Genomic DNA, 22726 nt, shown 5'->3' with positions numbered 1-22726 from the left:
CGACCTGAGGCCGTTAGACAAGTGGCGTCGTGCAGATCAGTCGGCGGGTCGGAAGCGTGACCGCGGTCCAGGCGGAGAAACGCTCGGTCGACGCCTGCAGTCCGGGCGATCGCGGAGGCCGTCAGCGGCGTTTGGTCCCGGGCCGCGGCGGTGATGGCGGCCGTGACGCGTTCGCGGCGGCGGTCGGTGTCGACGTGGCGGCCGTCGTTCATGGTGGTGGTCACGACTGGGGAGTCCTCGGGGGTCGGACATCGGGCCGGGGCTGGTGGACGCGGGGCATGCCGAGCATGACGGTGCGGCTGCGGCGGACCACCGCGACGGCCTGCTCTGAGTGCGCTCTTCGGGGGCGAGGTCGTCAAGGTCGGCCCGGACACGGTCGATGAGCCGGCGGACGCGGCGGATCTCCTCGTCCGAGGGCTTGGCTTGTCTCGGGCCCAGTCGTCGGCTTCGAACGCGGACATCAGGCGTTCGCGGCTGCGCAGGAGGTCGTCGAGGTGGGCTTGGAGGTCGGGGAGGTAGGAGACGTCGGTGGAGTAGTGCTCGCAGCCCAGGCAGCGGAACCGCAGGGGGCAGGCGTGGCCGCCGGCGGCGACGTTGGAGGGTTCGCGGCAGACGCCGTAGGCGGTGGCGACTTTGCCGATCGCGCGGCGGACGTGTTCGGAGTCCAGCAGTCTCTGTGGGCGCCAGTCCCGGTTGCCGTGGCGGTCGAATTGCAGGGAGTGACCCGGTCGACGGCCTCGCGGCGCCGTTCGACCCCGACCCGGTAGTAGCCCTGGGGAGTGGAGATCAGCCGGTGGTCCATCAGCTCCTTGAGGACGTCCACGGGAACACCGGCGTCGGCGTGCCGTTGCGCGTAGCAGATGCCGGCAGGGCTTGTGGCAAAGCCCCCGGCAACCGAAAGCACGCACGCGACCAAGGGAGTTCCCCGTGGCCGAACTCGGCTGATTCAGCTCGCTCAACCCCGACGGCCAGATCAGCGCACGGTTCGACGACGCCGACGCCAATCTCGGGCTCTACACGGGGCGTACGTCACCCTCTGCCTCACCGACGACATCGAGCTCCACTACCAGCCCGCCAGGCCCGAGCAGCACAACGCCATCGCCACGGCCCTGGCCGAGCGCTAGATTCGAGAACCCCGACATCCGGGGGACCGCCGAAATCACCGGCCCCACCCACGACAGCGAGGCGGCCCAGGGCATGGACCACGAGACGTTCGTGGCCCTGCACGAGACGCTGGTCGCCGTCTGACTGGACCTCGGTGCCCGCCTCTACAGCACGGTGCGCCCCGGCGAGACCCTGCTCGTCCGCCCCGCCGACTATGCCCAGGGGCGACGTGATCTGGTTCGGCCAGGAGCCGCACACCTTCGCGCGCCTGGTCGGCTACGACGCTGACTGCGAGACCCCCGCCTGTTCCCCGGCGCCCAGGCCATTTTTTGCGAGGACGGCTCCATGGTCGGCGCCACCGGCTTCTCGTACCCGACCCGGGCCAGCGAGGCCCCGCCCGGCTACTGGCAGCGCACCGTCAACCAGTTCCTGTCCGCCGACAGCGGATCCACCGGCGCAGCCGGGAGAGGCGCCCCCCGTAGCCATCACCCCTCCCGAAGGAGGCTGCATCATGCCCTGCGCACACCGTCCCGACGATCACTTCCCCGGCGAGACCTGCATCCGGGCAGAGGGCGTCAAGCCCGGCGACCAGATCTCCGTCCTCGGCGGCGCAGCGCTCGCCGTCGTCCGCGACGCCCAGCCGCACACCGATCCCGGCTGGACCGCCCTGCTCCTCGACACCTCCGGCGACGGCTCCACCGTGCTGGAGCCCGGCACCTTCATCCCCGTCCGCCGCCCCGACCTCGCCCCTGCCCCCGATCCGGAAGACGACACCGAGGTGAGCGTCGCCGTGGAGCTCACGGTCATTGAGGAAGTCGAGTACGTCTTCACCGCCCAGGTCGAGGTCACCTCCCGCGTGGCCGCAGACGAAGACGTGCTGTTGGAGCATCTCCGCCACGACGAGGACCGCTGGCTCGACGATCTGGACCCCTCCGGCGGTAACGGATACCTGTGCGTCAACGACCGCAGCCTCGACGCCGCACGCCTCGTCCTGACCGCATAACCTCTCGGAGCGGCTGACCCCGGCCCCCCGGCTGGCGCACCTCACCCTGGGCAGCGAAAGGCACCGCCATGCCCAACTTCACCGTCGTCTGGGAAATCGACCTGGACGCCCACGGCCACGCGGACGCAGTCCATCAGGCACTCGCCATCCAGCGCGACCCCCAGTCCTCAGCCACCGTCTTCACCGTCCACGGCACGGACAACACGGCCCACCTCGACCTCGACCCCTGGTCGGCATCCACGCGCAGGGCGGCTTCGACCTCACCGTCGACGGGCACGGCGTCAGCCTGTGCCTGACGGCCAGCTGCGACGCCTACCTGCTGGACGTGCACCTGGTCGGGTTCCACCTCGAACAGCAGTTCTCGATCGGCAAGTAGGACGACAGCGTCTCCTGGCTGCAGAACAACCCGGAGAAGCTCTTCGAGTCCCTGGGCGAGGGCATCTGGGACGCCCTCAAGAACTGCGCCACGACGACCGTGGGGGAGCTTACCTGACGTGTCCTTCCCCCGGGCCGGCCTGGTCCGCCCGGCACGCGCTCGTGCCGGGCGGACCGGAAGACGGTCGCTGTCCGGCCATGTCCGAAAGCTTTCGGTCACATTGCAGGCCCTGGTCTGCTGAAAACGGAACCTACTCTCAGCGTACGACCCCAAGCGCATGAGCTGTGATGCGGACAACCCCCTTGTTGCAAATGGCCTTTGCTGCCGACGGCTGCTGCGGCTGGCCGATTCGTTCCCACAGGGGTCGACGCGTCACGCGTGGTCTACCTAGCTTGCTGGTGGCCGGATCACACCGTGAGGGTCCGGCAGCAACGGAAGTGCACGGCAGGCACCTCAAGGGGGATCATGTACAAGGTGAATGCGCGTCGGTACGCCGTCGCCTCGGCGGCACTCGGCCTCGCGGCCGGGCTGTTCGCAGCGGCGCCGGCGTCCGCAATGGCAGCGGCGCCCTCCACTGAAGGCTCGTCCGGAGACGTGGAGTTCTCCGTCTTCGACAACGGATCCGGAATTCCGCGGAACTCCTCGTTCCAGCTGGCCGACCTCGGCCGGAAGCACGGGATTGCGGATTCCGCAGTGAAACAGCTCGGCGCCGGGAAGGCACCCCGTACCGCCGGAGCGGAGAGCAATGCGGAGAGTAAGAAGCTCAGCGGCCCCGACACCCTGGTGGGGCAGTGGAAGGACCGTGACGGCTGGACCGTCTACATGCGGCAGGGCTACTACGACCCCGTCAGGGACAAGGGCTTCGGGCTCGCCAAGATAGAACAGAAGCACAACCTCACCATGAAGGCCGTCGAGGCCACCACGAAGTACCCGCGCCCGGGGGCGGCGGGGAAGCAGAAGTTCGCCGGGTATCCGGACACCTGGAACTACTTCACCGACGTGCTGCACGTGAAGTGCAGCGGCTGGTGGATCTTCAGGACTTGCCGGGTCGACAAGGTCCAGCCCGTCCGTGCGGGAGTAGACTTCAGCTTCAAGGTCCCGATGCTGCCCAAGGGCGTCATCACCGCCTACTGCGAGGGCGTGCAGGGGCGTTGCCCCGACTGGGTCAAGAACGCCGTCAACATCTGATCCGCCCCGCACCAGGAGGGTCTGCCCGATGAGCCGACGCCCGGTCCGGCCGTCCCGCACACTGCCCGCGGCCGAGTGGTGGGCGCCGTTGCTCGTCGACCTGGGCGCCGTTCAGCGCGGGAGTGCCGGGCTCGGCCTGTGCGTCCGGAGCGCCGACTTCACCTCCGGCCGCGCCCGGGTAACCGTGCAATGGCCCGGCACCCCCGCCGTCACCCTCCTGCCCGACCCCGAGGCCGGCCGCGACGCACTCCTGGAGTCGATCGCCACGGCCGGCCCCGCCCGGCTCGCCGACGAGGAGGAACCGGCGGACTCCGCACCCTCACCACTCGCCGGCCACGGCTGGCTCCTCGACGAACTCGGGCGGCGAAGCGACGCCTGGTACGCGTATCTCGCCGAACCGATCGAACTGCTCCGGGTGGAGACCGACGGCCACCGCACCACGGACGTCGCCGTGGGGCGCACCTCACGCGGCGACGTGGTGGAGGTCCACGTCCCTCTGGCCGGGCTGGGAGCCGACGGCATGGACGCCGGTCTCGCCTACACCATCGTCGAGCGCGCCGTGACCGCAGCAGCACACGACCTCCGGCCGGCCGACCCAGTGCAGGGCCGGCCCGCCTTCTCCACCGGCCTCCCGGGCGAGGACCCGGGCTAGAGTCGGCTCTAGCCCGCACTCACCAACGCCTACCGCCCAGGCGGCAGGGGATGAGCAGTCCGCCCGTGGGATGCGGGATGCGCCGTGATCCGCGGCCGTGTCCCCTGCCTGGGCCGCTCCGCACCGGGCCGGGGCCCTGGGTCGCCGTCGGCTACGCGGGAGGCCACCGTGCCGACGAGGGCCCGGACCATGTGGCGGTACTGCAGGCCCCCGGCGAGGTAGCGGAGGCGGGCGCCCACAGCCTGGACCGCGCCGCCTCCGTCGGCCCAGCTGCCACCACCACCGGCGTCTTCACCGTCGTCAGCAGCCAGGCAAACCCGGACCCCTCTGGCACCGGCACACCCGCCTCAGTCCACGCTGTAGCGGTCCACGGAGGGGGCACCGAGCTGCGGGATGTCGTTGCCTTGCGCAGGCTGGTGGCATGCCGAGAGGGCATGCGTTGTGGTCGGGTGCGATCGGGTTCTGGCTGGTGTCCGTGCCGGTGCAGTTGGTGCCCGCGATCAGCGAGCACGGCCTGGAGCTGCACGAGGTGCATGACGCGGACGGCGGGCGGGTGCGCCGTCGGCGGGAGTGCAGTGTGTGTGGTGAGGACGTGCCGTATGAGCATGTGGCTCGGGGGATTGAGCGGGGTGGGAAGCAAGCGGTCCTGACCGAGGAGGGTATGGCTGAGCTGCCTCTGCCGAGTAACTGATCGTTTCAGAATGCGAGCTGGGGAGGCTTGTCAGGCGGTGTCAGTCATCAAGCCGATTCAGGACCTGGGTGAACTCGCCGTTGTCGATCAGGCCCGCGAGCACCTCGACCATGTTGCTGATGCCAGCATCGCGGACGATGAGACCGTCCGAGCACCAGTAGTAGCGCCCGTCGAGGGCCTCCCCGCTCGTCGCCCACCGTTCCATCAGCGTCTGAACGTGGCCAACCGTGCAGATGGTCGCGCTCCACCGAGAGCCGTCGCGCAGGTGTACCTGGACGTCAATGTCATTCACAGCGTCCAGGTCTTCATCAGCGTCTGGCAGGAACGCTGCCTCGAACTGTTCTGTGCGGACTCGGTACCAGGGGCCGTCCCAGCCGCTCGGCTGTGTGCTCTCGCTCATCGGACGAGTGTGCCGGGCGGAAACGCCCACTTCAAACGCGTTCTTCTGGCACTCTGCCAGGCGTGAAAGATGATCTTGTGCCTGACGACCTGTGGACGCGAGTGGCTCCGCTACTCCCGGCCTGTCCAGCGCGGAGACACCGGTACGCGGGACGGCGCCGGACACCGGACCGCATCGCGCTGGCGGGCATCCTCTACGTGCTGCGCACCGGAGTGGCCTGGCGTGACGTGCCACGTCAGGTGGTGGGCTGCTCCGGGGTGACGGCCTGGCGCCGTCTGCGGGACTGGACCGAAGCCGCCGTCTGGCCCCGGCTGCACGCCGCCCTGCTTGCCGAGCTCCGGGGCGCTGGCCTGCTGGAAATGGACGACTGCGCCGTCGATGGCTCGCACGTCCGCGCCCTCAAAGGGGGCTTCGCACCGGGCCGTCGCCGGTCGATCGCGGCCGCCCGGGCAGCAAGCACCACTTGATCGTCGACCGACGCGGCACTCCGCTTGCGGTGTCGCTGACCGGCGGGGACCGACACGATGTCACTCAGCTTATGCCCCTGCTCGATGCCATTCCCCGCATCCTCGGCCGACGCGGGCGGCCCCGACACCGGCCCAGGAAGCTGTTTGCCGACCGCGGGTACGACTTCGGCAAGTACCGACGGCTCCTTCGCAGCCGAGGGATCACCCCGAAGATCGCCCGCCGAGGTGCCCCACACGGCTCCGGACTGGGCAAGGCCCGTTGGGTGGTAGAGCGCAGTTTCGCCTGGCTCCACCAGTTCAAACGCCTGCGCATCCGCTACGAGATACGCGCCGACCTCCACCAGGGTTTCCTCGAACTCGCCTCTTCGTCGACGCCACCGAGATCGACGTCCTGCAGATGGACCGCGCCTACCTCCTCGCCCCGGCCAGCGCCGCGGCGAACATCGGGCTGATCACCACGGGGACGCAGCCGTGCCACCACAGGCCGAGGACGGCGACGACGGTCGCCACGGAGTCGTCGGCGACCAGGAGGCCGCGGGCGCCCTCGGGCACGCCTGCTGTCCTGATGGCGCCGACGTATCCGCGGGGCTACCTCCGGGAGGTCGGCGTAGGTGATCTCCCCGGCCTGGGGGTCGAGGTAGCTGGCCCTTTCGCCCCGGCTGACGGAGACATGACCCGCCACCAGGGGGTCGATCAGGTCGACCCCCAGATCGGATCGCCCAACGCGCACCTTATCGCCGGCCTGGTCGCCAACCTGAACTCCCCCGCGGTGTTCGACGAGTGGCGCGGAATGACCTCACGCGCGCCCCGGTCAAAGCGGGAGAGGGCGACGGACTCGCATTGGCGGGGAAGCAGGGCGTCGGCCGTCCTGGACGTCACGCACGAGTCGGCGCTGAGGGATTTCTGCGTCCCCGCTGGGGAAGAACTGTTTCGTGGCGGGAGCCCCGGGCCTGCGGCTGGACAGCGTGGAGGACGGCGAGGACGTCCGGGTGGTCCTGGTGAGCCTGCCGATGTGGGACGGACATGGCCGACTCGTCCTGTACAGGTGGGTCTGGCGCAGCCCGGGGTACTCGGCGGTCCCCGCGCTGTCGCCGCCTGCGGTGGCCACGCCCTCCCTGCCGCCTACCAAGGCTATTCGGTCAGGTACTGGTAGCTGGTGCCGGCTGGGGAGGCGAAGAGCTGGCCGTTGCGGATCTGCCATTCCATGGTCCCGGTGACTTCATGGGTGGCGAGGAACAGTCCGCGGACGAGGTATCCGTCGGTGTCAGGAATTTGGGCGATCTCTGTGATCTGGTCAGTGAACCAGTCCAGGGCTGATTCGCGGACGTCGGCGCCGTAGAAGAGGTAGTGGGTCCAGTTGATGTGTCGACGGGGTGTGCTCCACCCGTTTGAGTAGTGATCGTCTTCGTGGGCCGAGATGATCTCCTGGATGGCGGCAAGCTGCTTGTCGTCGCACTCCAGCCATCCTCTGACTGATATGTAAGTTCCCATCGGGATGTCCCCTTCTCTCGTCGCAGTCCTGATGTGCTGGTCGTCGGCTGACGTCGGCCCGTAGCGCCCCGGATTACCGCCGGGCTGCTTTCCGTTCCCGCTGCCCCCAGGGGGCTGCCTGCTGCCGTGGGCTCAGGTGAGCAGGCGGATACGGGGGGCCTGGGTGCTGGTGGCGAGTGGGTGAGCGCAGTGTGTGCAGTTTTCGCTCGCGGGGCGTTGCACGTTGCTTTGCACGCCGAGGGATTTGGTCTGCCGTGCCTCGGGGCACAGGTAACCCAGGTAGAGGCGTACCCAGGGCGCGCGGGTGGGTGCGACGGCGGGTTGGTTTCGTTTTTTGTCCTGAAAGGGCGCCCACCAGAAGTCGATGACCGTCCGGAGTATCTGCCGTTCGGGCTCTGTGGTGACGTCGAAGGCAGAGATGCGGCCGGCGGCAGGGTGCTCCGCATCCGAGCTGCCCGAGCAGAGCGCCTGCTCCTCACCGTGGCGGAAGAGGGTGGTGCGGTCGGTACGCCGGCAGATGAAGCAGTCCAGGCTCAGCTCCAACTGCTTCTGCCAGTGCAGGTTGTGGAACGGTTCATCGTGCCGGGGCACAACCACTTCGGCGGTGATCTCCAGAGTTCGCAGCATGAAGTGATCTTCCCAGGCCGCGCCGCGCCGTCGGTAGTCCGGCCGACCGGCACCGGCTTGACCGGGCCATCAGCGCCCTGGACTGGTGCGGTGCTGCACGTGGGTCTGCTCGGGGTAGCGATATTGAGGATGTCCAGGGCTAACTGCTTGGCCAGGTTGCGATGGTGGCGGACGTGGACTGCTTCCGGGCCGGAGGCGAGGTCGAGGGGGTCCGGTGGTCAACTGCTGGACATGGATGGGCGCGGGCTCGGAGCCCCGACCGTGCAGGCCGACGTTGTTGGCACCGTGATGTCGGCTGCCTCAGCAGGATCGGCAAGCCCTGGGGCGCAGCAATGGAGAGCCGGAGTGCGAGATCATCTGACTAGATGATCTCGCCGGTGCGGGGGAGCACCGGCGAAACCCACTGCATCACAGCGATTCAAGTTCCTGAAAGGACACCCGACCTGTGACGATGCCGCCGCCTCATCAGCCGTCCCAGCCTCCGGCCCCGCCGTATGGCGCGCCGCAGCAGTGGCCGGCACACCCGCAGCCGGGCATGTGGGGACCACCGCCTGCCGCACCGGTGTCTCGGAGGATCGGGCCTTGGGCGATCACTGGCATCGTCGTGGGAGCGCTGGCCGGTGTGGTTGCTGTGGGCACGGTCGTGCTCCTGGTTTTCGGTGGGAATGACGAGCCGGGCCTGATAGCGGCGCCGGCACCCAGCGGGTCCGGTAGTGGCGACTCGCGCGAGGGTGACAGCTCTTCTACGCGATACCGGCTTTCCGTGCCGTCTTCTCTCCTGGGAGGTGACTACACGATGGAGAAGGACCTCAGCCAGGATCTGGACAAGGGCATGGCGGGGCAGCGGAGCGGCGGCAACGAACGGAACATGAAGGGAGCAGGCGGGCAGTACGCCAACATTTCCGGCCAGGGACCGCAGACCATGATTGTCTCAGGGCTCTATGGCGAGATCACCGACCCTAAGCGGCAATGATGGTTGAGGGGATCCATCCCCACTTGGCGACGAAGTCGGCGATCGTGCCCATGACCGAATCATCGTCGGTGAACCAGGCGACGGCGACCGCCACTACGCCGGCGAACAGCCACATGTTCCAGATGTTCTTGCGCGCATCCTTCGCCGCTGCCTTGACATCCTTGTATCCGTCGCTCATGGAACCCTTTCCGTCGAGGTCCCCGGATCCTAACAAGCGAGTCAGGCCCGCCGATCGGGGACGTCGTTGAGGCGTCGCGGTGCTGCCAGCTGTCGCGGAGAGCGAAATGGGTCGCGTCGTTGCAAAGTCCACCGCCGATGGCGGCAATTGCCCCTGACCTGCCGGGGCTGATCCACCTGGTTCACAAGCTTGTCGACGATCACCAAACCATCATATTTAACATATATACTCAACTCTATGTTAATCAGGATGTTTCGCGGCATCCTTCTATTTCCCAGGGGGGAAATGAGAGGTTCTATCGTCTTCCTTGGCACCGTCGTTCTGCTCACCACTGCCTGCTCCGCCCGTCCCGCGGCGCCTTCGGTGCAGGAGGCCTCCAAGGCGTCGAGCGGCCAGGAGGCAACTGTGCGGGCTGCTGTCGCGGCAACAGTGAAGAGCGCCGCTGGCATCGACGAACGGATCGAGATGGGGGACGGCACCAAGACCATGGTGCTCACCATGCGGGGCGCCCTCGACGTGGGTGCCGATAAAGGCCAGATGAAGGTCGCCCTCCAGATGGACGGCAGCGGCAAGGCCGCGCGTTCGGAACAGATCTTCGCCGGTGACACTGCCTACTTCCGGATGATGGAGGCCGTCGACGGGGACACCGCCTGGCGGTCCGTGCCCCGCGCGGAAACACAGAGCCACTACATGTTCCGCGCGCCCCTCAACGATCCCAAGTACGTACTGGACCAGGTAGCCCGGATGCGGGGCGCCAAGAAGGCCGGCGAAGAGACCATCAACGGCGTGCCGGCCACGCGCTACCGGGGCAAGCTCGACCACGAGACCCTCAAACTCCGCATGGTCGAGGACAAGGCAGTAGCGCTCGACACCCTGCGAGACCAGCTGGGGAAGGACATCCCCGCCACCGCAGAGGCCTGGGTGGACCAGCAAGGACGCGTCATCCGCGCCCGCCTGCACTGCCCGCTTGGGCAAGGCAAAGCCGCCGCCGCGACTGTCACGATGAACCTGCTGGATGTCGGCAAGCCGGTCACGGCACCCGCAGCCCCCCCAAGGCGCCAGAGCATGCCCGCAATCACCGTTGGCGGCCCGCTCACCGGCTGAACCTTGAAGGCGGATACGGGCCAGTCCGCCGCAGCGGGCCGCACTTGCGGCACTCGCAGCTGCCCGGTTCGACTCCGATCAGGGCCCTGACAGCCGGTCAGGGCCCCAGCCTCCTTGACGGCCGGGCAGGGAGCGTGACTGCCTCCGCTCGGGCACCGGGCCATGGAGTGCCGGGGAGGGCCCCTATCCCTCTAGCCCAGGCCGTGGGCCAGGGTGGCGGCATGGGTGACCTGGTTTCGGACCTGTAGCGCGGGAGGCCGGGACAGGGCTCCGCACACGGAGAGGGAGGAGGCGGCTTGAGCTGCTTGTTGGCGCGGCCCCCCTACGCTCGGGCGCCGCAAACTTCGCCAGCGACCCCTGCGAGGGCCGGTAGGGTGCCCCGCACCCGGCCGCCGAGACGGACGCCTCGCGACCGGCGAAGGGATCGTGCAGTGAGCCAGCAGCGCCCAGCCCGGGCAGCGGTGTTCTCGGCCGGGTCTTGGGGGACCGCGTTCGCCAGGTGCTGGCCGACGCAGGCAGCGACGTTGTCCTGTACGCCCGCCGGAGCGAGATCGCCGACGCCATCAACACCTGCGGTCGCAACCCCGCCTACTTCCCCGACGCCCAGTTGCCGCCGGCCGTGGCGGCGACGACCGATCCGGCTGCCGCCCTGGACGGGGCGGACTACCTCGTGCTCTCCATCCCCGCCCAGTCCCTGCGGGACAACCTCGCTGCCTGGGCGACGTACATCGGCCCGCATACTGTGGTGGTGTCCTTGTTGAAGGGCATCGCGCAGGGCACCGGCAAGCGCGAGCGAGGTCATCAGCGAAACCACCGGTGCCCGCAGGCCGCATCGCGGTGCGGAAGTCAGTACAGCAAGGCGAGCGTGGACGGGCTCGTTGCGGCTGGGAGCTTCAACGGGGACTTCGTAGTTGCCGCTGGTGGTGACTGGCTCGGGGTTCGCCCGTCCGTCGACGGCGGTGGCGACATCGGCCGTGTCGTCCAGGTTCGAAGGATCCGGTGGGCGCGACCGCGGTCAGGTCGGCCTGACGTTCCGGGCTGAGGGCAACTTGAGCCGTCATCGGCCTGAGATCCTGTATCGGACAAGCACATTGCATCCCGAAGGAGTAGAAGGAACTGTGGCCCACCCTGGAATAGCCCGCCTGAAGAGCCTGGCGGGTGTTTGCACGATTGTCCTGGCTCTCTCTGCCTGTGGATCCTCGCAGGTGCCCGGCCGCTCGCCCGACACTGATGTCAAGCCGGCTGACCCCCACGCTGGGCCGGCGGAACGCCCTGTCCACCCGGGTGGCGTCCCGGAGACGGCCCAGAAGCTACGGCAGCGGCTGCTGACAGCCTCTGATGTAGGGCCCGCCTACAAGGCCCTCCCCGAGAGCGACCACAAGGACAACAGTACCTTCGGGCCCTGTGAACCAGATTTCGCCCGCTATGGAGTCAAAGACCCCAAAGAGCTCGATATGGCCGCTGAGGTCAACGCAGGGTTCGCCCTGGAAGTCGGAGACGGCCGTCCCGTGCTGACCGAGCAGCTCTCCTCCGATACCTCCAAGAAGCTGGCGGCGGGCTTGAAGGTTGTCTTCGACGTCTTGAGTACCTGTGGTCCCTTGGAGGTTCCGGAAAGTCCGGGACAGCACGGCAAGATCTCGATCACCATGGAGAAGGCGCCGCTGCCAGCACAGAAACTGGGCGAAGAGCAGTACCGGGTTGTCTCAACGGCTACCGGTGATGGCAAGACCGAAGTGACCGAGGTAGCCGGGGTGAGGGTCGGCAACGTCGGCCTCATTCTCACCGGCCCCCCGGACATGGTGGAGGAGAGCCTCGCCAAAGCAGTAGCTAAGGTGAAGGGCAGCAAGTAGCAGCGTTGCTGTAGGTGAGTGACGCCGTGGCGGAAGCCAGGAACGCTCTCTTCCATGCCAAGGGCGTACGTGAAAGCCCTTCGACCGGCGGACGGCCTCGGAGGCCTGCCGTCCAGAGAGCTCCATGAGGAACTGGAGGACCGACGCCGCAGACTGTCCGAGCGGATCCAACCTGCTGTCCATCACGGCGGGCGACGAGACGGTCAGCCGCTCTCGCGCCCGCGGGAGAGGTGCTGGGCCTGACACCCGGGATCATGTCCGTCTCCGCTCTGGGTGGTCGGGGTGGTCGCGGTAGCGGGCGGCGAACGTAAGGACCACGGCGAGGAGTTCCCGGGCGCAAGACAGTCCGTGGTTGTCCCAGTGATCCAGCAGGTCGACGAGTTCGGCCAGGGCGTCGAGTTCGGCCACGGTGTGGCGGGGCTGTGTGCGCACGAGGTGCTGGGCGATGATGTGGTCGGCCCAGAGGCCGTGGCCGGTGCGGACGGTGGCGACGCGCCGGCCCCCGGCCAGCACGCCGAGGTCGGCCTCGCCCGCCTCGGTGAGTTCCCATGGGTGCGCCGATCCCACGACATGCGGGTGCCGCATGCCCTGTAGATCCTCCCGCACGCCGACACCAAGTGGCGCCGGCCGGGCCCTGCCGAAGTGTGGGCACCTTGCACGTCGACGACCGCGGGGGCAGTACCTGCGGCACCCACAGCTGCCCGGCCTGACGCTGTCCCAGCCCTGACAGCAACAGGCCCGGTACTGCCGAAGCTGCGGCCCGAGGGCATGTCCCCGAGCCGCAGCTTCGGGACCTCCAGGTAGCCCAGCAGGTCCGCCAGGACGGGCAGCAGCTCGCCGGTGACGGCCGGGATGCGGGCGGGGCTGAGGGTGGCGTGCTGGCCCATGACCTCCTCCAAGAGGTCATACGTGCGCTCCCGGACGGCCGGCAGGCCTTGCTGGCGTGAGGTGGCTGGACAGGCTGGTCAGGATGCGCTGCAGGACGGCCGGGCTGTTCTGGCAGGACGCAAGGGGAGTATCCCACCCAACGGGGGCGGGGGACGCGGTCGTGGTGGTCATGCGCGGCTGCCGTTGCTGCTGGCGGGTGATGGCGTGAGCATGGCCCATACGATGCGGTGGCCGTTGTCCAGGGTGCGCCAGCCCCACAGGGCCAGCGATTCGACCAGCAGCAGTCCGCGCCCGTGCTGGGCGTCGTCGTCCGGGCAGGTTGGCGACGGAAGCGCCGCGGCGCCGCCGGTGCCGCCGTCCTCGACTTCGACCAGTACTGTGCCACCGGCCTCGGTGACGCTCAGTCCGATCTCCTCACCGGCGGGGGTGGCGTGCTGAAGGGCGTTGGCCAGCAGCTCGCTGAGGACCAGCTCGGTGTCGAAGCCGATGTCCGGCTCGACAGCCCAGCGGGCGAGGGTGCAGCGCACCGCTCTGCGGGCCTGCCCGATCGCCTTCCGGCACGGAGCGACACCCCGGCTCTCGATACGCACGGCCCTTAAACGGGGGCGCTTGCGCAGCGCCGGCGCCGTGTCCGCGCCGGGGGCTTCCGGCTGGCAGCTGGGCGCGGCGTCGCTGTGCCTGCGCGGCCTGGTGATCACCGTCATCTGCTCCTCCGGAGTCCTGGGCCTCTCACCGCGCGCCGTCCAGGCACACTGGGCAAGGCGCCGCTGGGAGTGAACCTCCCGTGATGTAAGCGGAGTTGGTCGATATCGTTGTGCTGAGGAAACCGTCTCTGATCGCTCGCGGGTACTGCCGGGAGCGCGAGGAACCGGGTAAAGCTGGTAAAGATCGTTTCGCGGACAGGGGCGCACCCATGGCGCACACACGCAACACCAAGCTCGAGGCGGCAATCGCAGAAGCAGGCTGGTCTCAAGCACAGACGGCCCGGCACGTTGCCCACGTCGCACAGGAGACCGGCGTCACCGAGCTGTCCGGCACGACGCGCTCGCATATCAACCAGTGGATCCGCGGCGTGCAGCCCAGCGGGAAGGCGCCCCGTATCTTGTGCGAGACGCTCTCGCGCGGCCTGGGCCGCACCATCACCCTGACCGAGATCGGCCTGACCGCCAGTCAGGGCGAACCGGCGGCCTTGTGGAGCGCCGATCCGCTCAGCGCACTGGTCGACACCACGGGGAAGGACCTGGACATGGAGCGCAGGCAGATACTGACCGGCACGGCCTACTCCGTGGCCGGGCTGATACTCCCCGATCCCGCCTGGTGGGACCAGGCCCCCCGCGCAGCCCGCGAACGCCGCCCCACCTCCACCCGGCCCATCGACGCCGGGGACGTGGAGAGCGTGCAGGAGATGGTGACGTTCTTCTCCCGCCGCGACCAGCGCCGCGGCGGCGGCGACGCACGCTCCGCCCTCGTGGCCTACCTGCGCACCGACATCGCCACCTACCTCAACGGCCGGTTCCGCACCGAACAGGTACGCCAGCACATGTTCACCGCCGCCGGAGAAGCCGCCTACCTGGCCGGATGGACAGCCTTCGACGCCGGCGAACATGCCCTGGCCCAGGAATACTTCTCCCTGGCCGTCCGCCTGGCCGCCGAAGCAGACGATGCCCCCCTGGCCGGCCACATCCTGCGCGCCATGGCCCACCAGGCCCTCGACCTCGGGCACACCCGCGCAGCAGTCACCCTGGCCGACGCCTCCCTCGACCGCGGACGCTACGCACAGGCCAGCCACCGTGAAAAAGCCCTCCTGGGCGTGGTCCATGCACGCAGCCTCGCCGCCGCCGGACGCAAGAACGACGCAGTCGACGCGCTGCTCCGTGCGGAGGATGACCTGAGCAACACCCGGGAAGGCGACCACGAGCCAGGGCGAATCTGGTTCTTCGCCGAAGCCAGCCTCGCCCACGAAACCGCCTGCACCCTCCGCGACCTCGCCGACCTCTCCGCAGCCGAACGAGAATTCCGGCGCAGCGTACGCACCCGCCGCCAGCAGACCTTCGCCCGGACCCACTCCGTCACCCTCGGCTACCTCGGCGCCATCCAGGCCCAGCAAGGGTCGCTCGACGCCGCCTGCGCCACCTGGAACTACGCCCTGGACGCCATGGGCGGCATCCACTCCGGACGCGCCCGCGACACCGTCGTGCACATGCGCCGCGCCCTGTCGCCCTTCCGCCGCCGCGGAAACCCCGCTGCCACCGCCCTCGATGCCAGGGCCCGGGCGGTACTCACCCGCGTAGGCTGACCCGGCCATGACAGCGCACAGCGCCCCGGCACTCCCGACCGGAGACCGCCGAGGGTGAGGGAAGGGGAGACGATGACCGCACAGTCCTTCGAGATCAACAGCATCGCCACCGTCGTCGGCGGCCACACCACACCAGCCGACGACCACCAGGGCGGCGTCGAATCCATCATCCGCCTCCACCCCCACTACCCCCTGGAGACCCTGCAAGGCATCGAGGAGTTCTCCCACCTCACCGTCGTCTGGCACTTCCACCGCGTCACACCCGACGACGTCGCCCTGCACGCACGCAGCCCCCGCGGCGATGCCCGATGGCCGGCCACCGGCACCTTCGTCCACCGCAACCACCGCCGCCCCAACCAGCTCGCCCTCTCCTTCCCCCGCCTCCTGCACGTACAAGGGCGCGACCTGCACGTCACCGACCTCGACGCCATCGACGGCACCCCGGTCGTAGACCTCGCCCCCTACTTCCCGCAGATGGGACCCCGCTCCACCGTCACCACCCCCGCCTGGCCCGCAGAAATGCTCCACCGCTACTGGGACACCCCCGCCCAGGGCTAACGCTGACCCGGCGCACCGACGGCCCCGCACGCCCGGCGGCACACGGCCATCAACACACCGGAGGCTCGGCCTCGCATTCCCACCGCGCTCCCCGGGAGCACCCCCTCCGCCGCCGCACTCACAGCCCACTCCGCGCGCTCAGGGGAGCGGGACGGAAGCCGTAAGGCAGCGTGATGGCGCGCTGTTCTGCTCCGGCTGCGTGGACCATACGGTGCGGCCCGGCTGCACGCAGAAGGCACGAAGCCCACCGGTGGTTGTCCAGGAGAAGGCCCTGGCCGGCACGCAGATGCACCGTGCAGGACGCCATTCTCACCGCCTCCTCCAGATCCCCCAGGCGCACTGCTGCCGCTGGGCACCAGCGCTCGCACCCCCCTGGCTCCCATCCGGAAGGCCACTCTCCCGTCAGTCCCGCGTGCGAATATCGGGCTGCGTGCACCACCGCCCCGGCCGGCGAAGAGGGCGGCCGCTTCATCCGAGAACACCACCGCGGACACCGGGTTCCGGCGCTGCAGCTCGTGATAGACCCGCCATCCGTCCACCAGACGGACCGGGAACCCGTGCTTGGGAGCGCGCAGGCAGGCGAGCAGCACCAGCCGAGGCGGATCCGCCTGACCGGCCCCTGCGGTTGCGGGGCTCACCGGCGCAACGGTCCTCGTACTGGTGACGGCCTGGCGCGTGCTGGTTTTGCCGGTGGACGCCAGGCCGTCCGGACCGCTTTCGGGGCTCCGCTGGATCCGCATGACCCGCGCCGCGAATCGAGCTGCTGCATCCCGGTCAGTGAGACCGTCCAACCGCACGGTGCCCCACCGGCGGAGCTCCTGACTGCACTGCTGGACGGCTTCTTTGCCCAGGGCCTGCACGGCAGGGGACGCTGACCGGGCACGAGCGGGAACGCGGAGCCTGATGGGCGCAGCATCCGCCGTGGTCATGCAAGTCGACATATTGAGATCGCTTCCGAAGTAAGGGCCGTGCCTGCGTTGCCTGCTGGTAGGCCGGCGGTGGCGGGCTTGAGGTAGTGGGCTGTCTGGGGCACGTTCTGGCGGGTGGTGTGCGTGCCCGGGAGCTGCTGCTCAGCCCTGAGGGGGCTGGTTCGAGAGTGTGGCGGGGTGAGTAGGCGTGCTGTGATGGTGCTGGTGATAAGCACTCGGTTGACCGGGGCCAGGGGGCGGGGTGACTCCCTGGTCGGCTGGGGCGCTGGGTTGGCCATCAACTGTGTCTCCTCACCGCGTTGTGTCTGTCGTCTGTCCGCCGGCTCGGGCTGGGGAGGTTGGTGCCCGCGCAAGTTCAGCTGACGGATTCCGGACGGGGAGGCTCCAGGGAAGCGCCACCGTGACTGGATATGAAGTAGTCGTGGAGGCTGTAATCGAGCATGGCGGCATACATGGGTTGCATGGGAGGGGCATGGTGACGCAGGGGTTGCACGCGAACGCAGGGCAAGGACTGGGCCTTCAGGGCCGTCACGTCGTGGTGACCGGTGGGTCACGGGGCTTGGGCCAGCAGATTGTCCGGCTGTTGTCCGCCCGTGGTGCTCGCGTCTCTGCCTGCGGCCGGCGGGAGGAAACGCTGGAAGCGCTGTGCCGCGGCTTGGAGGACGAGGGTCTGCCCCGGCCTTTCACCCGGGCTCTGGATGTGGCGGCCCCGGAGGGCTTGGAGCGTTTCGTTGCCGAAGCAGCAGCCGAGAACGGTGGTCTTTACGGTGTGGTGGCGTGCGCGGGTGGCGCCCGTGGTGGTGGTGTCGAGGAAGCTGCCCCGGCGGACTGGATGGCGACGTGGGAGCTGAACGCCTGGCATTCGGCGAGGTTGGCTGCCGCGGCGGTGCCGCATCTGCGCGCTGCTGGAGGCGGTTCGGTGGTGTTGATTGCCTCCATCTCGGGGTGGAAACCGGGCCCTCAGGCGCAATACGGCATGGCGAAGGCCGGGCAGATTCACCTTGCGGCTTCTCTGGCCCGGGAACTGGGTCCGGACGGGATCCGGGTCAACGCGGTCTCGCCCGGCTCCATGCTCATCCCCGGCAAACGGTGGGACCGCATGCGCCGTGAGGATCCGGCAGCCTTCGCGGACTTCCGTCGTGAGTTCCCCGGCGGGGAGCTGGTGGACCCGAAGGAGGTCGCCGAGGTGGTGGCGTTTCTCCTGTCTGACCTGGCCAGCGGGGTTTCCGGTGCGAATGTCCCGGTGGATCGTGCACAGAATGCTCCGACGCCGCAGGGTTACTGACCCGTTGCGTCCTACGCTGCGGGCCCGAGGAGTGGCAGGGCTTTGCGTTCGAACTCGCGAACGACGGCTTCGCCCCGGCGGGGAGCAAGGCGGGCCCTGAAGTCGCGCAGCGCCTGGGCAGAGCGCTCGGAGTGCACGCCGCCGAGTTCGGCCAGAGCCTGGTCAGCGGTGTCCAGGGCCTCGTCGAGCCGGTTCTGCTGCAACTGGGCGGTGGCCAGGACCGAGCGGCTGATGGCCTGGCGGCGCCGGCGGTCGGCGTTGGCCTGTACGGACGCCTCGGCGAGCCGCTCCGCTGCCGTCGCTTCACCCAGGTCGCGGTGGCACGCTGCGGCTTCGGCTTCGAGGTATTGGTCGTCGAGGAACCGCACCCAACGTGACTCCTGGTGCGCGCCCTTGCTCGAGTCCAGGGCATTCTGAGCTGCCGAGAGCGCCGTGGCGGTCTCGCGGCCCTGACCCATGGCCGCGTGCCCCCGGGCCGCCATGGCGTTCAGGCGCATCACGCCCAGGGGGCTGCCGGAGCGCTTGGTGGTGGCCAGGCCTGCACTGGCGAGAGCGACGCCTTCGCTGGGGTGGCCGAGGTTTGTGGCCAGAGGTGGGACATTCCGGCCAGGATCTGCCCGCCAAGGACCCGGTCGCCGCTTTCAGCGCACAGGCGCAGGGCCTGGATCATGTACCGCTCGGCGAGCCCGTACTCTGCCGCGTCGTAGGAACACCACCCGGCGGTCGCGGCGAGCTTGGCACCGGCGGTGAACAGGCGGCTGCGATCGTGCTCGTCCAGCCCCCGGCGCTGGAGCATCGGAATGACGTTGGTGCTGAGGTACTGGATGATGCTGGTACGCACGTCGGCCCCACCGAAGCGGTTGTCCATCTCGTCAAACATGGAGATCATCGCCTCCACGCGCTCAAGCGGGCCGCTGTCGGCCACCACGGCAAGGCGGGGCGCTTGGTCGTTCTCCAGCAGCCACAGCAGCCACTTGCGCTGCGGATCGAGTAACGCGCCGGCGACGAACGGGACGGAGCCCAGCAGGCTGCGGCGGGAGACGTCGGTGGAGCCCAACTCGGCCAGCGTATGCAGTGTCTCACCCACATCATCACAGTAGGTGATAGCGCGTGCGATGACAGGGCGCTGAGCTGCAGTCACATAGCCGACATCTGCGGGCGAGATGGAACGCCCGAGGAATTCCGCCAGCGCGCTGGCGATGAACTCGGGGGTGTGGTCGCGGGGCTGCATGCCCTGAACCCAGCGGGTTACCGAGGCTTTGGTGTAGCGCGTGACGACACCCTGGCGAGCACCGAGTGCGTTGACCATCGCTGCGAGCTTGGCGTTCGAGCAGCCGGCCTCCTTCATCAGTCCCAGCAGAGCCTTGTTGGGTGGGGTAGCCGCCGCCTCATCGGTCATGCCCCTGATAATGCCGCGTCGATCACACTGTGTCCCAGGGTTCTGACCCCGCGCTGCCAGCCGTGCAACCTGCGCGCAACCGGACAACCTCCACGCCTACTCCACCGCGGCTGCGCCAGCGACGACACTGAGGGACTCCAAGGAGGCCAGGCCGGGTCGCGGCGGGTGCCCGTGAGCACCGCCTGAGCCGGGACGCGGCCGCCCAGGGGAAGGAGTAGTAACCGGTGACCAGGCCTTTAGTCATCCTGGACTGCTACACCGTCGAGCCCAGCGGTCTGGGAGTGCCGCCCTACCTCTCGACATATGTCCGCAATGCCTGGTCGGCGCTGGCGGCGGCGCGGCCGGGGAAGGACGTGCGGTACCTGACCATCGACGATGTCCGCTGGTGCCTGGCCGGGAATCGCCCTGCCGTCCCGCCGCCCTTGAGCGACCGCCTGACGTACTCGACGACTGCCAACCGGGATCAGGCGGTCGACCTCCTGCGGGATGCCGAAGCCGTCGTGGTCATCGCGGGGGACAAGGTGCCCTCCGTGCATCTGCACGCCGTCAACGGATTCGAACAGGAGATCAGCAGGGCGGTGGCCTGCGTCCGGGGCCGCCGCTATCTCCTCGGCCCCCTGGCCACCTACGCCGTGGCGGGCTCCGCCGCGTACGCAGGCCTGTTCGACGCCGTCCACACCCACACCATCACCGCAGCCAACGTGACGGAGGGCAGCCGGACTGCCGCGCCCTACGCGCAGTTGGGCGCTGAGCGCAAGGGCTTTGACGGCCTCCTCGGACAGATGCCGTGGACGCCCATCGCCGAGATCGAGCTCTACCGCGGGTGCACCCGCCGGAGCTTCTGCACGTTCTGCAACGAACCCGTGAAGTCGCCGCAGGTCCTCCACCGCGACGTGGACGATGTCCTGGAGGAGGTGGAGCAGCTCTACACGGCCGGCGTCCGCAACTTCCGCCTCGGCCAGCAGACGTGCTTCTTCTCCTACCGGGGCCGTGACGCTGAGGCGATCCGTGCCCTGCTGGCCGGAATCCGCGAGCGGTGTGCGGAGCTGGAGGTCCTCCACATCGACAATGCCGACCCGCTCGCGGTCGCCTCGCGCTCCGGCCAGCGCATCGCTCGAACCGTGGCGGAGTTCTGCACGGAAGGCAACTGTGCCCCCATGGGCATCGAGTCCTTCGACCCGGTGGTCATCGAACGCAACCGCCTCACCTGCACCCCCGACATCCTGGTGCGCGCCGTCGAGAACGTGAACGACGCCGGTGCTGAGCGCGGTCCCGGCGGGCTGCCGAAGCTCTTGCCGGGCCTCAACCTGATCTACGGCCTGCCCGGTGAGAGCCACGCCACCCACATGGCCAACCTCCGCGGCCTGGGCCGCATCCTCGACGCCGGGCTCCTGTGCCACCGCACCAACGTCCGCCGGGCGCGGGCTTTCCCCGGTACCCGATTGGCCGAGGAGGCCCACGCGATCGCGGCATCCGCTGAACAGTTCGCCTCGTGGAAAGCGGACATCAACCACGGCTGGGACGAGCCGATGAAGCAGCGCGTCTACCGGGCCGGCCTGCGCCTGCCGGGCCTGCACTCCTACTTCGTCGACCAGGACGGCACCTGGTTTAGGCGCCTGGGCTCGTACTCCATCCAGGTCGTCGAAAAGGGCACGGCCGTGCCGGTGGCCACTCCGGCCGATCTCGTGGTCACTGGCCACGCCCCCCGCGTGATCTACGGCAAGCGCGATGCCGCCTGATCCCGGGCCGACCACGCACGGGCCCGCCGCCGAGGAGGCCGTCGCCGGGCCGTTCCGGCGGCATGTCGGCGTCCTGCTCCCCTGGGCGAACCAAGCGGTGGAGGAGGAACTGCCGCGCCTGGCGTCCGCCCACGTGGTGTGCCACTACGCTCGCCTGGTGCCGGCCTCCCGGACCACCGCCATCGACGACACCTTCTGGCACGGCCTGCGCGCCGCCGCGGCCACCGCCGTCGACTCCCTCCAGCGCCTGCCCCTGCACGCCACCGTGCTGGCGTGCACCTCGGCCGGCTTCACCGCCGCCGGCCCGCCCCTGCCGCACGGCGTCGTGACCGCCTTCGACGCCCTGACCACCGTGCTCGACCACGACGGCAGCCGGCGCATCGTCCTCACCACCCCCTACCCCCGCGACGTCACCCGCGCCGAAGCCCGAGCCCTGACCGACCGCGGCTTCACCATCCTTGCCGAAGCGTCCCTGGACCTGGCCGACGGCTACCCCGCCATCCCCCCGGCCGGCATCCGCACCCTCGTATCCGGCCTGCCGCCCTCGGCACTGCGCCAGGCCGACGCCCTCGTGCTCTCCTGCACCGGCTGGCGCACGCTACCCGTCCTGACCGAACTCACGACCGAGCTCGGCCTCCCGGTCGTGTCCTCCAACGCCGCCATCGCCCGCTATGCCACAGGCCCGCACAAGAAAGCCGACCCGTGAGACGTGCCAGCCGCCCTACCCTGCCGGACGCTACGAGCGCCGCTCGCGTATACGCTCTCGCCACCGCCGCCGCAGCTCTTCCGGACGTCCAGCGGGAGGTCGAGGCCAACCACGACGAGAACCGGTGGTGGCCCACCCGCATCACGGACCCCCGCATGCGGATGCTCGCCGCCGGCTGGTCCACCCGCATCAGCTACCGCATGATCAGCACCTACGCGGGCGTCCTGCGCCGCGCCGACGAGCTCGGTTTCGAGGCGTTGGCCGCACTCCCGGATGATGACCTCAGCAAGCTCATCACCCCCCTGGGTCTCACCCGTACCCGCGTCACCTACCTGCGTTCCCTGGCCGACGCCCTGCTGCGCTGGGAGAAGGACGGCACCAACCTGGACGCCCTCGGCACCGACGCCTTCATCGAGGAGTTCGCCGATCGTGTCAGCGGCGCCTCGTTCAAGGTCGCGCAATGCGCCGTCCTCTACGCTCGCGGCTACCACTGCGGGGTCATCCCCGTGGACTCCGGCATGGTCACCAAGCTCGCCCCCGCGCTCGGCTTCGGCCTGCCTCACGGGCCCGCGGCACACGAGTATCTGCGGCAGATCCTGCAGCACGCGGTCCACCACCACGCTGCCGAGCTCCTCGACCTGGCGCGCCAGCACGACGTCACCATCCCGCTGGACACGGAGCCCACGTGGTGGATGCATCTGGTCCTGATCTACTTCAAGCGCCTCTACCTCAACCGGCCGCCCGGACACCTCTGGCGACGGCGGCCGCTGTGCAACCGCGTCGTCAACTGCCCCCACACCAGCACCTGAGCCGCCAGCCCGA

25 protein-coding genes and 1 pseudogene are annotated in these 22726 nt (G+C 69.1%); 17 read left to right on the top strand and 9 right to left on the bottom strand.

Annotated elements, in window-relative coordinates:
• Window positions 1-1615 precede the first annotated feature (1615 nt).
• From NQU55_RS25565 to NQU55_RS37180, 5 genes are all read left to right on the top strand, one after another.
• Complete coding sequence (locus NQU55_RS25565; RefSeq protein ID WP_168096345.1) at window positions 1616-2107, top strand: hypothetical protein; 492 nt, start codon at window positions 1616-1618, stop codon at window positions 2105-2107.
• Between the two features lie 68 nt (window positions 2108-2175).
• Window positions 2176-2403 (top strand): hypothetical protein, encoded by a 228-nt coding sequence (locus NQU55_RS25560; RefSeq protein WP_168096344.1) that lies wholly within the window; start codon window positions 2176-2178, stop codon window positions 2401-2403.
• 554 nt (window positions 2404-2957) lie between these two features.
• Entirely contained in the window at window positions 2958-3671 is a 714-nt protein-coding gene (locus NQU55_RS25555) for a hypothetical protein (RefSeq protein ID WP_168096493.1), read from the top strand.
• Between the two features lie 28 nt (window positions 3672-3699).
• The gene (locus tag NQU55_RS25550) at window positions 3700-4323 is read left to right on the top strand and encodes a hypothetical protein (RefSeq protein WP_168096494.1); all 624 of its coding nucleotides are present in this window, start codon (window positions 3700-3702) and stop codon (window positions 4321-4323) included.
• A 421-nt stretch (window positions 4324-4744) separates the two neighbouring features.
• Window positions 4745-5014 carry a Ku protein gene (locus NQU55_RS37180; RefSeq protein WP_168096495.1) on the top strand — a complete coding sequence of 90 codons (270 nt, stop codon included), beginning with the start codon at window positions 4745-4747 and terminating at the stop codon, window positions 5012-5014.
• 40 nt (window positions 5015-5054) lie between these two features.
• Here the strand turns inward: NQU55_RS37180 and NQU55_RS25545 are convergent, their stop codons facing one another.
• Window positions 5055-5414 carry a hypothetical protein gene (locus NQU55_RS25545; RefSeq protein WP_168096496.1) on the bottom strand — a complete coding sequence of 120 codons (360 nt, stop codon included), beginning with the start codon at window positions 5412-5414 and terminating at the stop codon, window positions 5055-5057.
• A 62-nt stretch (window positions 5415-5476) separates the two neighbouring features.
• Between NQU55_RS25545 and NQU55_RS25540 the strand changes: the two genes are divergently transcribed.
• A protein-coding gene (locus tag NQU55_RS25540; RefSeq protein WP_256791217.1) for an IS5 family transposase occupies window positions 5477-6333 on the top strand; the annotation gives its coding sequence in 2 pieces (ribosomal slippage) (window positions 5477-5825 and window positions 5825-6333; 858 coding nt in all).
• On the opposite strand, the gene NQU55_RS25535 is transcribed toward NQU55_RS25540, so the two are convergent.
• From NQU55_RS25535 to NQU55_RS25525, 3 genes are all read right to left on the bottom strand, one after another.
• Window positions 6290-6433, bottom strand: coding sequence for a hypothetical protein (locus NQU55_RS25535; protein WP_256791216.1), 144 nt, complete (start codon window positions 6431-6433; stop codon window positions 6290-6292). The genes NQU55_RS25540 and NQU55_RS25535 overlap by 44 nt on opposite strands.
• A gap of 579 nt (window positions 6434-7012) precedes the next feature.
• Window positions 7013-7372, bottom strand: a complete 360-nt coding sequence (locus NQU55_RS25530; protein WP_256791215.1) for a hypothetical protein — start codon at window positions 7370-7372, stop codon at window positions 7013-7015.
• Window positions 7373-7504: 132 nt separating this feature from the next.
• Window positions 7505-7999, bottom strand: a complete 495-nt coding sequence (locus NQU55_RS25525; RefSeq protein ID WP_256791214.1) for a hypothetical protein — start codon at window positions 7997-7999, stop codon at window positions 7505-7507.
• A gap of 796 nt (window positions 8000-8795) precedes the next feature.
• Here NQU55_RS25525 and NQU55_RS25520 point away from each other — a divergent pair.
• Window positions 8796-8972, top strand: coding sequence for a hypothetical protein (locus NQU55_RS25520; protein WP_256791213.1), 177 nt, complete (start codon window positions 8796-8798; stop codon window positions 8970-8972).
• On the opposite strand, the gene NQU55_RS25515 is transcribed toward NQU55_RS25520, so the two are convergent.
• Entirely contained in the window at window positions 8959-9150 is a 192-nt protein-coding gene (locus tag NQU55_RS25515; protein WP_256791211.1) for a hypothetical protein, read from the bottom strand. The two genes, NQU55_RS25520 and NQU55_RS25515, sit on opposite strands and share 14 nt — an antisense overlap.
• Window positions 9151-9387: 237 nt before the next feature.
• Between NQU55_RS25515 and NQU55_RS25510 the strand changes: the two genes are divergently transcribed.
• The 3 genes and pseudogenes from NQU55_RS25510 to NQU55_RS25500 all read left to right on the top strand — a co-directional run bounded on the left by NQU55_RS25510 (window position 9388) and on the right by NQU55_RS25500 (window position 12104).
• Complete coding sequence (locus NQU55_RS25510; RefSeq protein WP_256791210.1) at window positions 9388-10254, top strand: SCO4651 family lipoprotein; 867 nt, start codon at window positions 9388-9390, stop codon at window positions 10252-10254.
• A gap of 431 nt (window positions 10255-10685) precedes the next feature.
• Window positions 10686-11072: pseudogene (locus tag NQU55_RS25505) on the top strand (2-dehydropantoate 2-reductase N-terminal domain-containing protein); the annotation flags it as partial.
• A gap of 300 nt (window positions 11073-11372) precedes the next feature.
• The gene (locus tag NQU55_RS25500; protein WP_256791208.1) at window positions 11373-12104 is read left to right on the top strand and encodes a hypothetical protein; all 732 of its coding nucleotides are present in this window, start codon (window positions 11373-11375) and stop codon (window positions 12102-12104) included.
• A gap of 252 nt (window positions 12105-12356) precedes the next feature.
• Here NQU55_RS25500 and NQU55_RS25495 read toward each other — a convergent pair whose 3' ends face one another.
• Both NQU55_RS25495 and NQU55_RS25490 read right to left on the bottom strand, forming a co-directional pair.
• Window positions 12357-12689, bottom strand: coding sequence for a DUF6221 family protein (locus NQU55_RS25495; protein WP_168096224.1), 333 nt, complete (start codon window positions 12687-12689; stop codon window positions 12357-12359).
• Between the two features lie 470 nt (window positions 12690-13159).
• The gene (locus tag NQU55_RS25490; protein WP_168096223.1) at window positions 13160-13582 is read right to left on the bottom strand and encodes an ATP-binding protein; all 423 of its coding nucleotides are present in this window, start codon (window positions 13580-13582) and stop codon (window positions 13160-13162) included.
• A gap of 19 nt (window positions 13583-13601) precedes the next feature.
• Between NQU55_RS25490 and NQU55_RS25485 the strand changes: the two genes are divergently transcribed.
• The 4 genes from NQU55_RS25485 to NQU55_RS25470 all read left to right on the top strand — a co-directional run bounded on the left by NQU55_RS25485 (window position 13602) and on the right by NQU55_RS25470 (window position 18060).
• Window positions 13602-13769 carry a hypothetical protein gene (locus tag NQU55_RS25485; RefSeq protein WP_168096222.1) on the top strand — a complete coding sequence of 56 codons (168 nt, stop codon included), beginning with the start codon at window positions 13602-13604 and terminating at the stop codon, window positions 13767-13769.
• Window positions 13770-13905: 136 nt separating this feature from the next.
• Complete coding sequence (locus tag NQU55_RS25480) at window positions 13906-15288, top strand: NsdA family TPR-like regulatory protein (RefSeq protein WP_168096221.1); 1383 nt, start codon at window positions 13906-13908, stop codon at window positions 15286-15288.
• Window positions 15289-15360: 72 nt separating this feature from the next.
• On the top strand, window positions 15361-15846 hold the full coding sequence (locus NQU55_RS25475) for an SAM-dependent methyltransferase (RefSeq protein ID WP_168096220.1): 486 nt from the start codon (window positions 15361-15363) through the stop codon (window positions 15844-15846).
• A gap of 1401 nt (window positions 15847-17247) precedes the next feature.
• Complete coding sequence (locus tag NQU55_RS25470; protein ID WP_168096572.1) at window positions 17248-18060, top strand: SDR family NAD(P)-dependent oxidoreductase; 813 nt, start codon at window positions 17248-17250, stop codon at window positions 18058-18060.
• A gap of 11 nt (window positions 18061-18071) precedes the next feature.
• Here NQU55_RS25470 and NQU55_RS25465 read toward each other — a convergent pair whose 3' ends face one another.
• Complete coding sequence (locus NQU55_RS25465; RefSeq protein WP_505017603.1) at window positions 18072-18596, bottom strand: NsdA family TPR-like regulatory protein; 525 nt, start codon at window positions 18594-18596, stop codon at window positions 18072-18074.
• Window positions 18557-19459: an NsdA family TPR-like regulatory protein gene (locus tag NQU55_RS25460; protein WP_240977026.1), complete on the bottom strand. Its 903-nt coding sequence runs from the start codon at window positions 19457-19459 to the stop codon at window positions 18557-18559. The genes NQU55_RS25465 and NQU55_RS25460 overlap by 40 nt, the downstream gene beginning before the upstream one ends.
• Before the next feature lie 224 nt (window positions 19460-19683).
• Between NQU55_RS25460 and NQU55_RS25455 the strand changes: the two genes are divergently transcribed.
• Genes NQU55_RS25455 through NQU55_RS25445 form a run of 3 tightly spaced genes read left to right on the top strand, consistent with a single transcriptional unit; the run spans window position 19684 to window position 22713 of the window.
• Window positions 19684-21198, top strand: coding sequence for a radical SAM protein (locus tag NQU55_RS25455; RefSeq protein WP_256791207.1), 1515 nt, complete (start codon window positions 19684-19686; stop codon window positions 21196-21198).
• Window positions 21188-21904, top strand: coding sequence for an aspartate racemase/maleate isomerase family protein (locus tag NQU55_RS25450; protein WP_168096929.1), 717 nt, complete (start codon window positions 21188-21190; stop codon window positions 21902-21904). Before NQU55_RS25455 ends, NQU55_RS25450 begins: the two co-directional genes overlap by 11 nt.
• Entirely contained in the window at window positions 21901-22713 is an 813-nt protein-coding gene (locus NQU55_RS25445; RefSeq protein ID WP_256791206.1) for an HhH-GDP family DNA glycosylase, read from the top strand. Before NQU55_RS25450 ends, NQU55_RS25445 begins: the two co-directional genes overlap by 4 nt.
• Window positions 22714-22726: the final 13 nt, after the last annotated feature.

Source organism: Streptomyces telluris (assembly GCF_024519335.1).
In the GTDB taxonomy this organism is placed as follows: Bacteria; Actinomycetota; Actinomycetes; order Streptomycetales; family Streptomycetaceae; genus Streptomyces; species Streptomyces telluris.
Note: the sequence above shows the minus strand (reverse complement) of the source record. Positions and strands in the feature narration are given on the sequence as shown.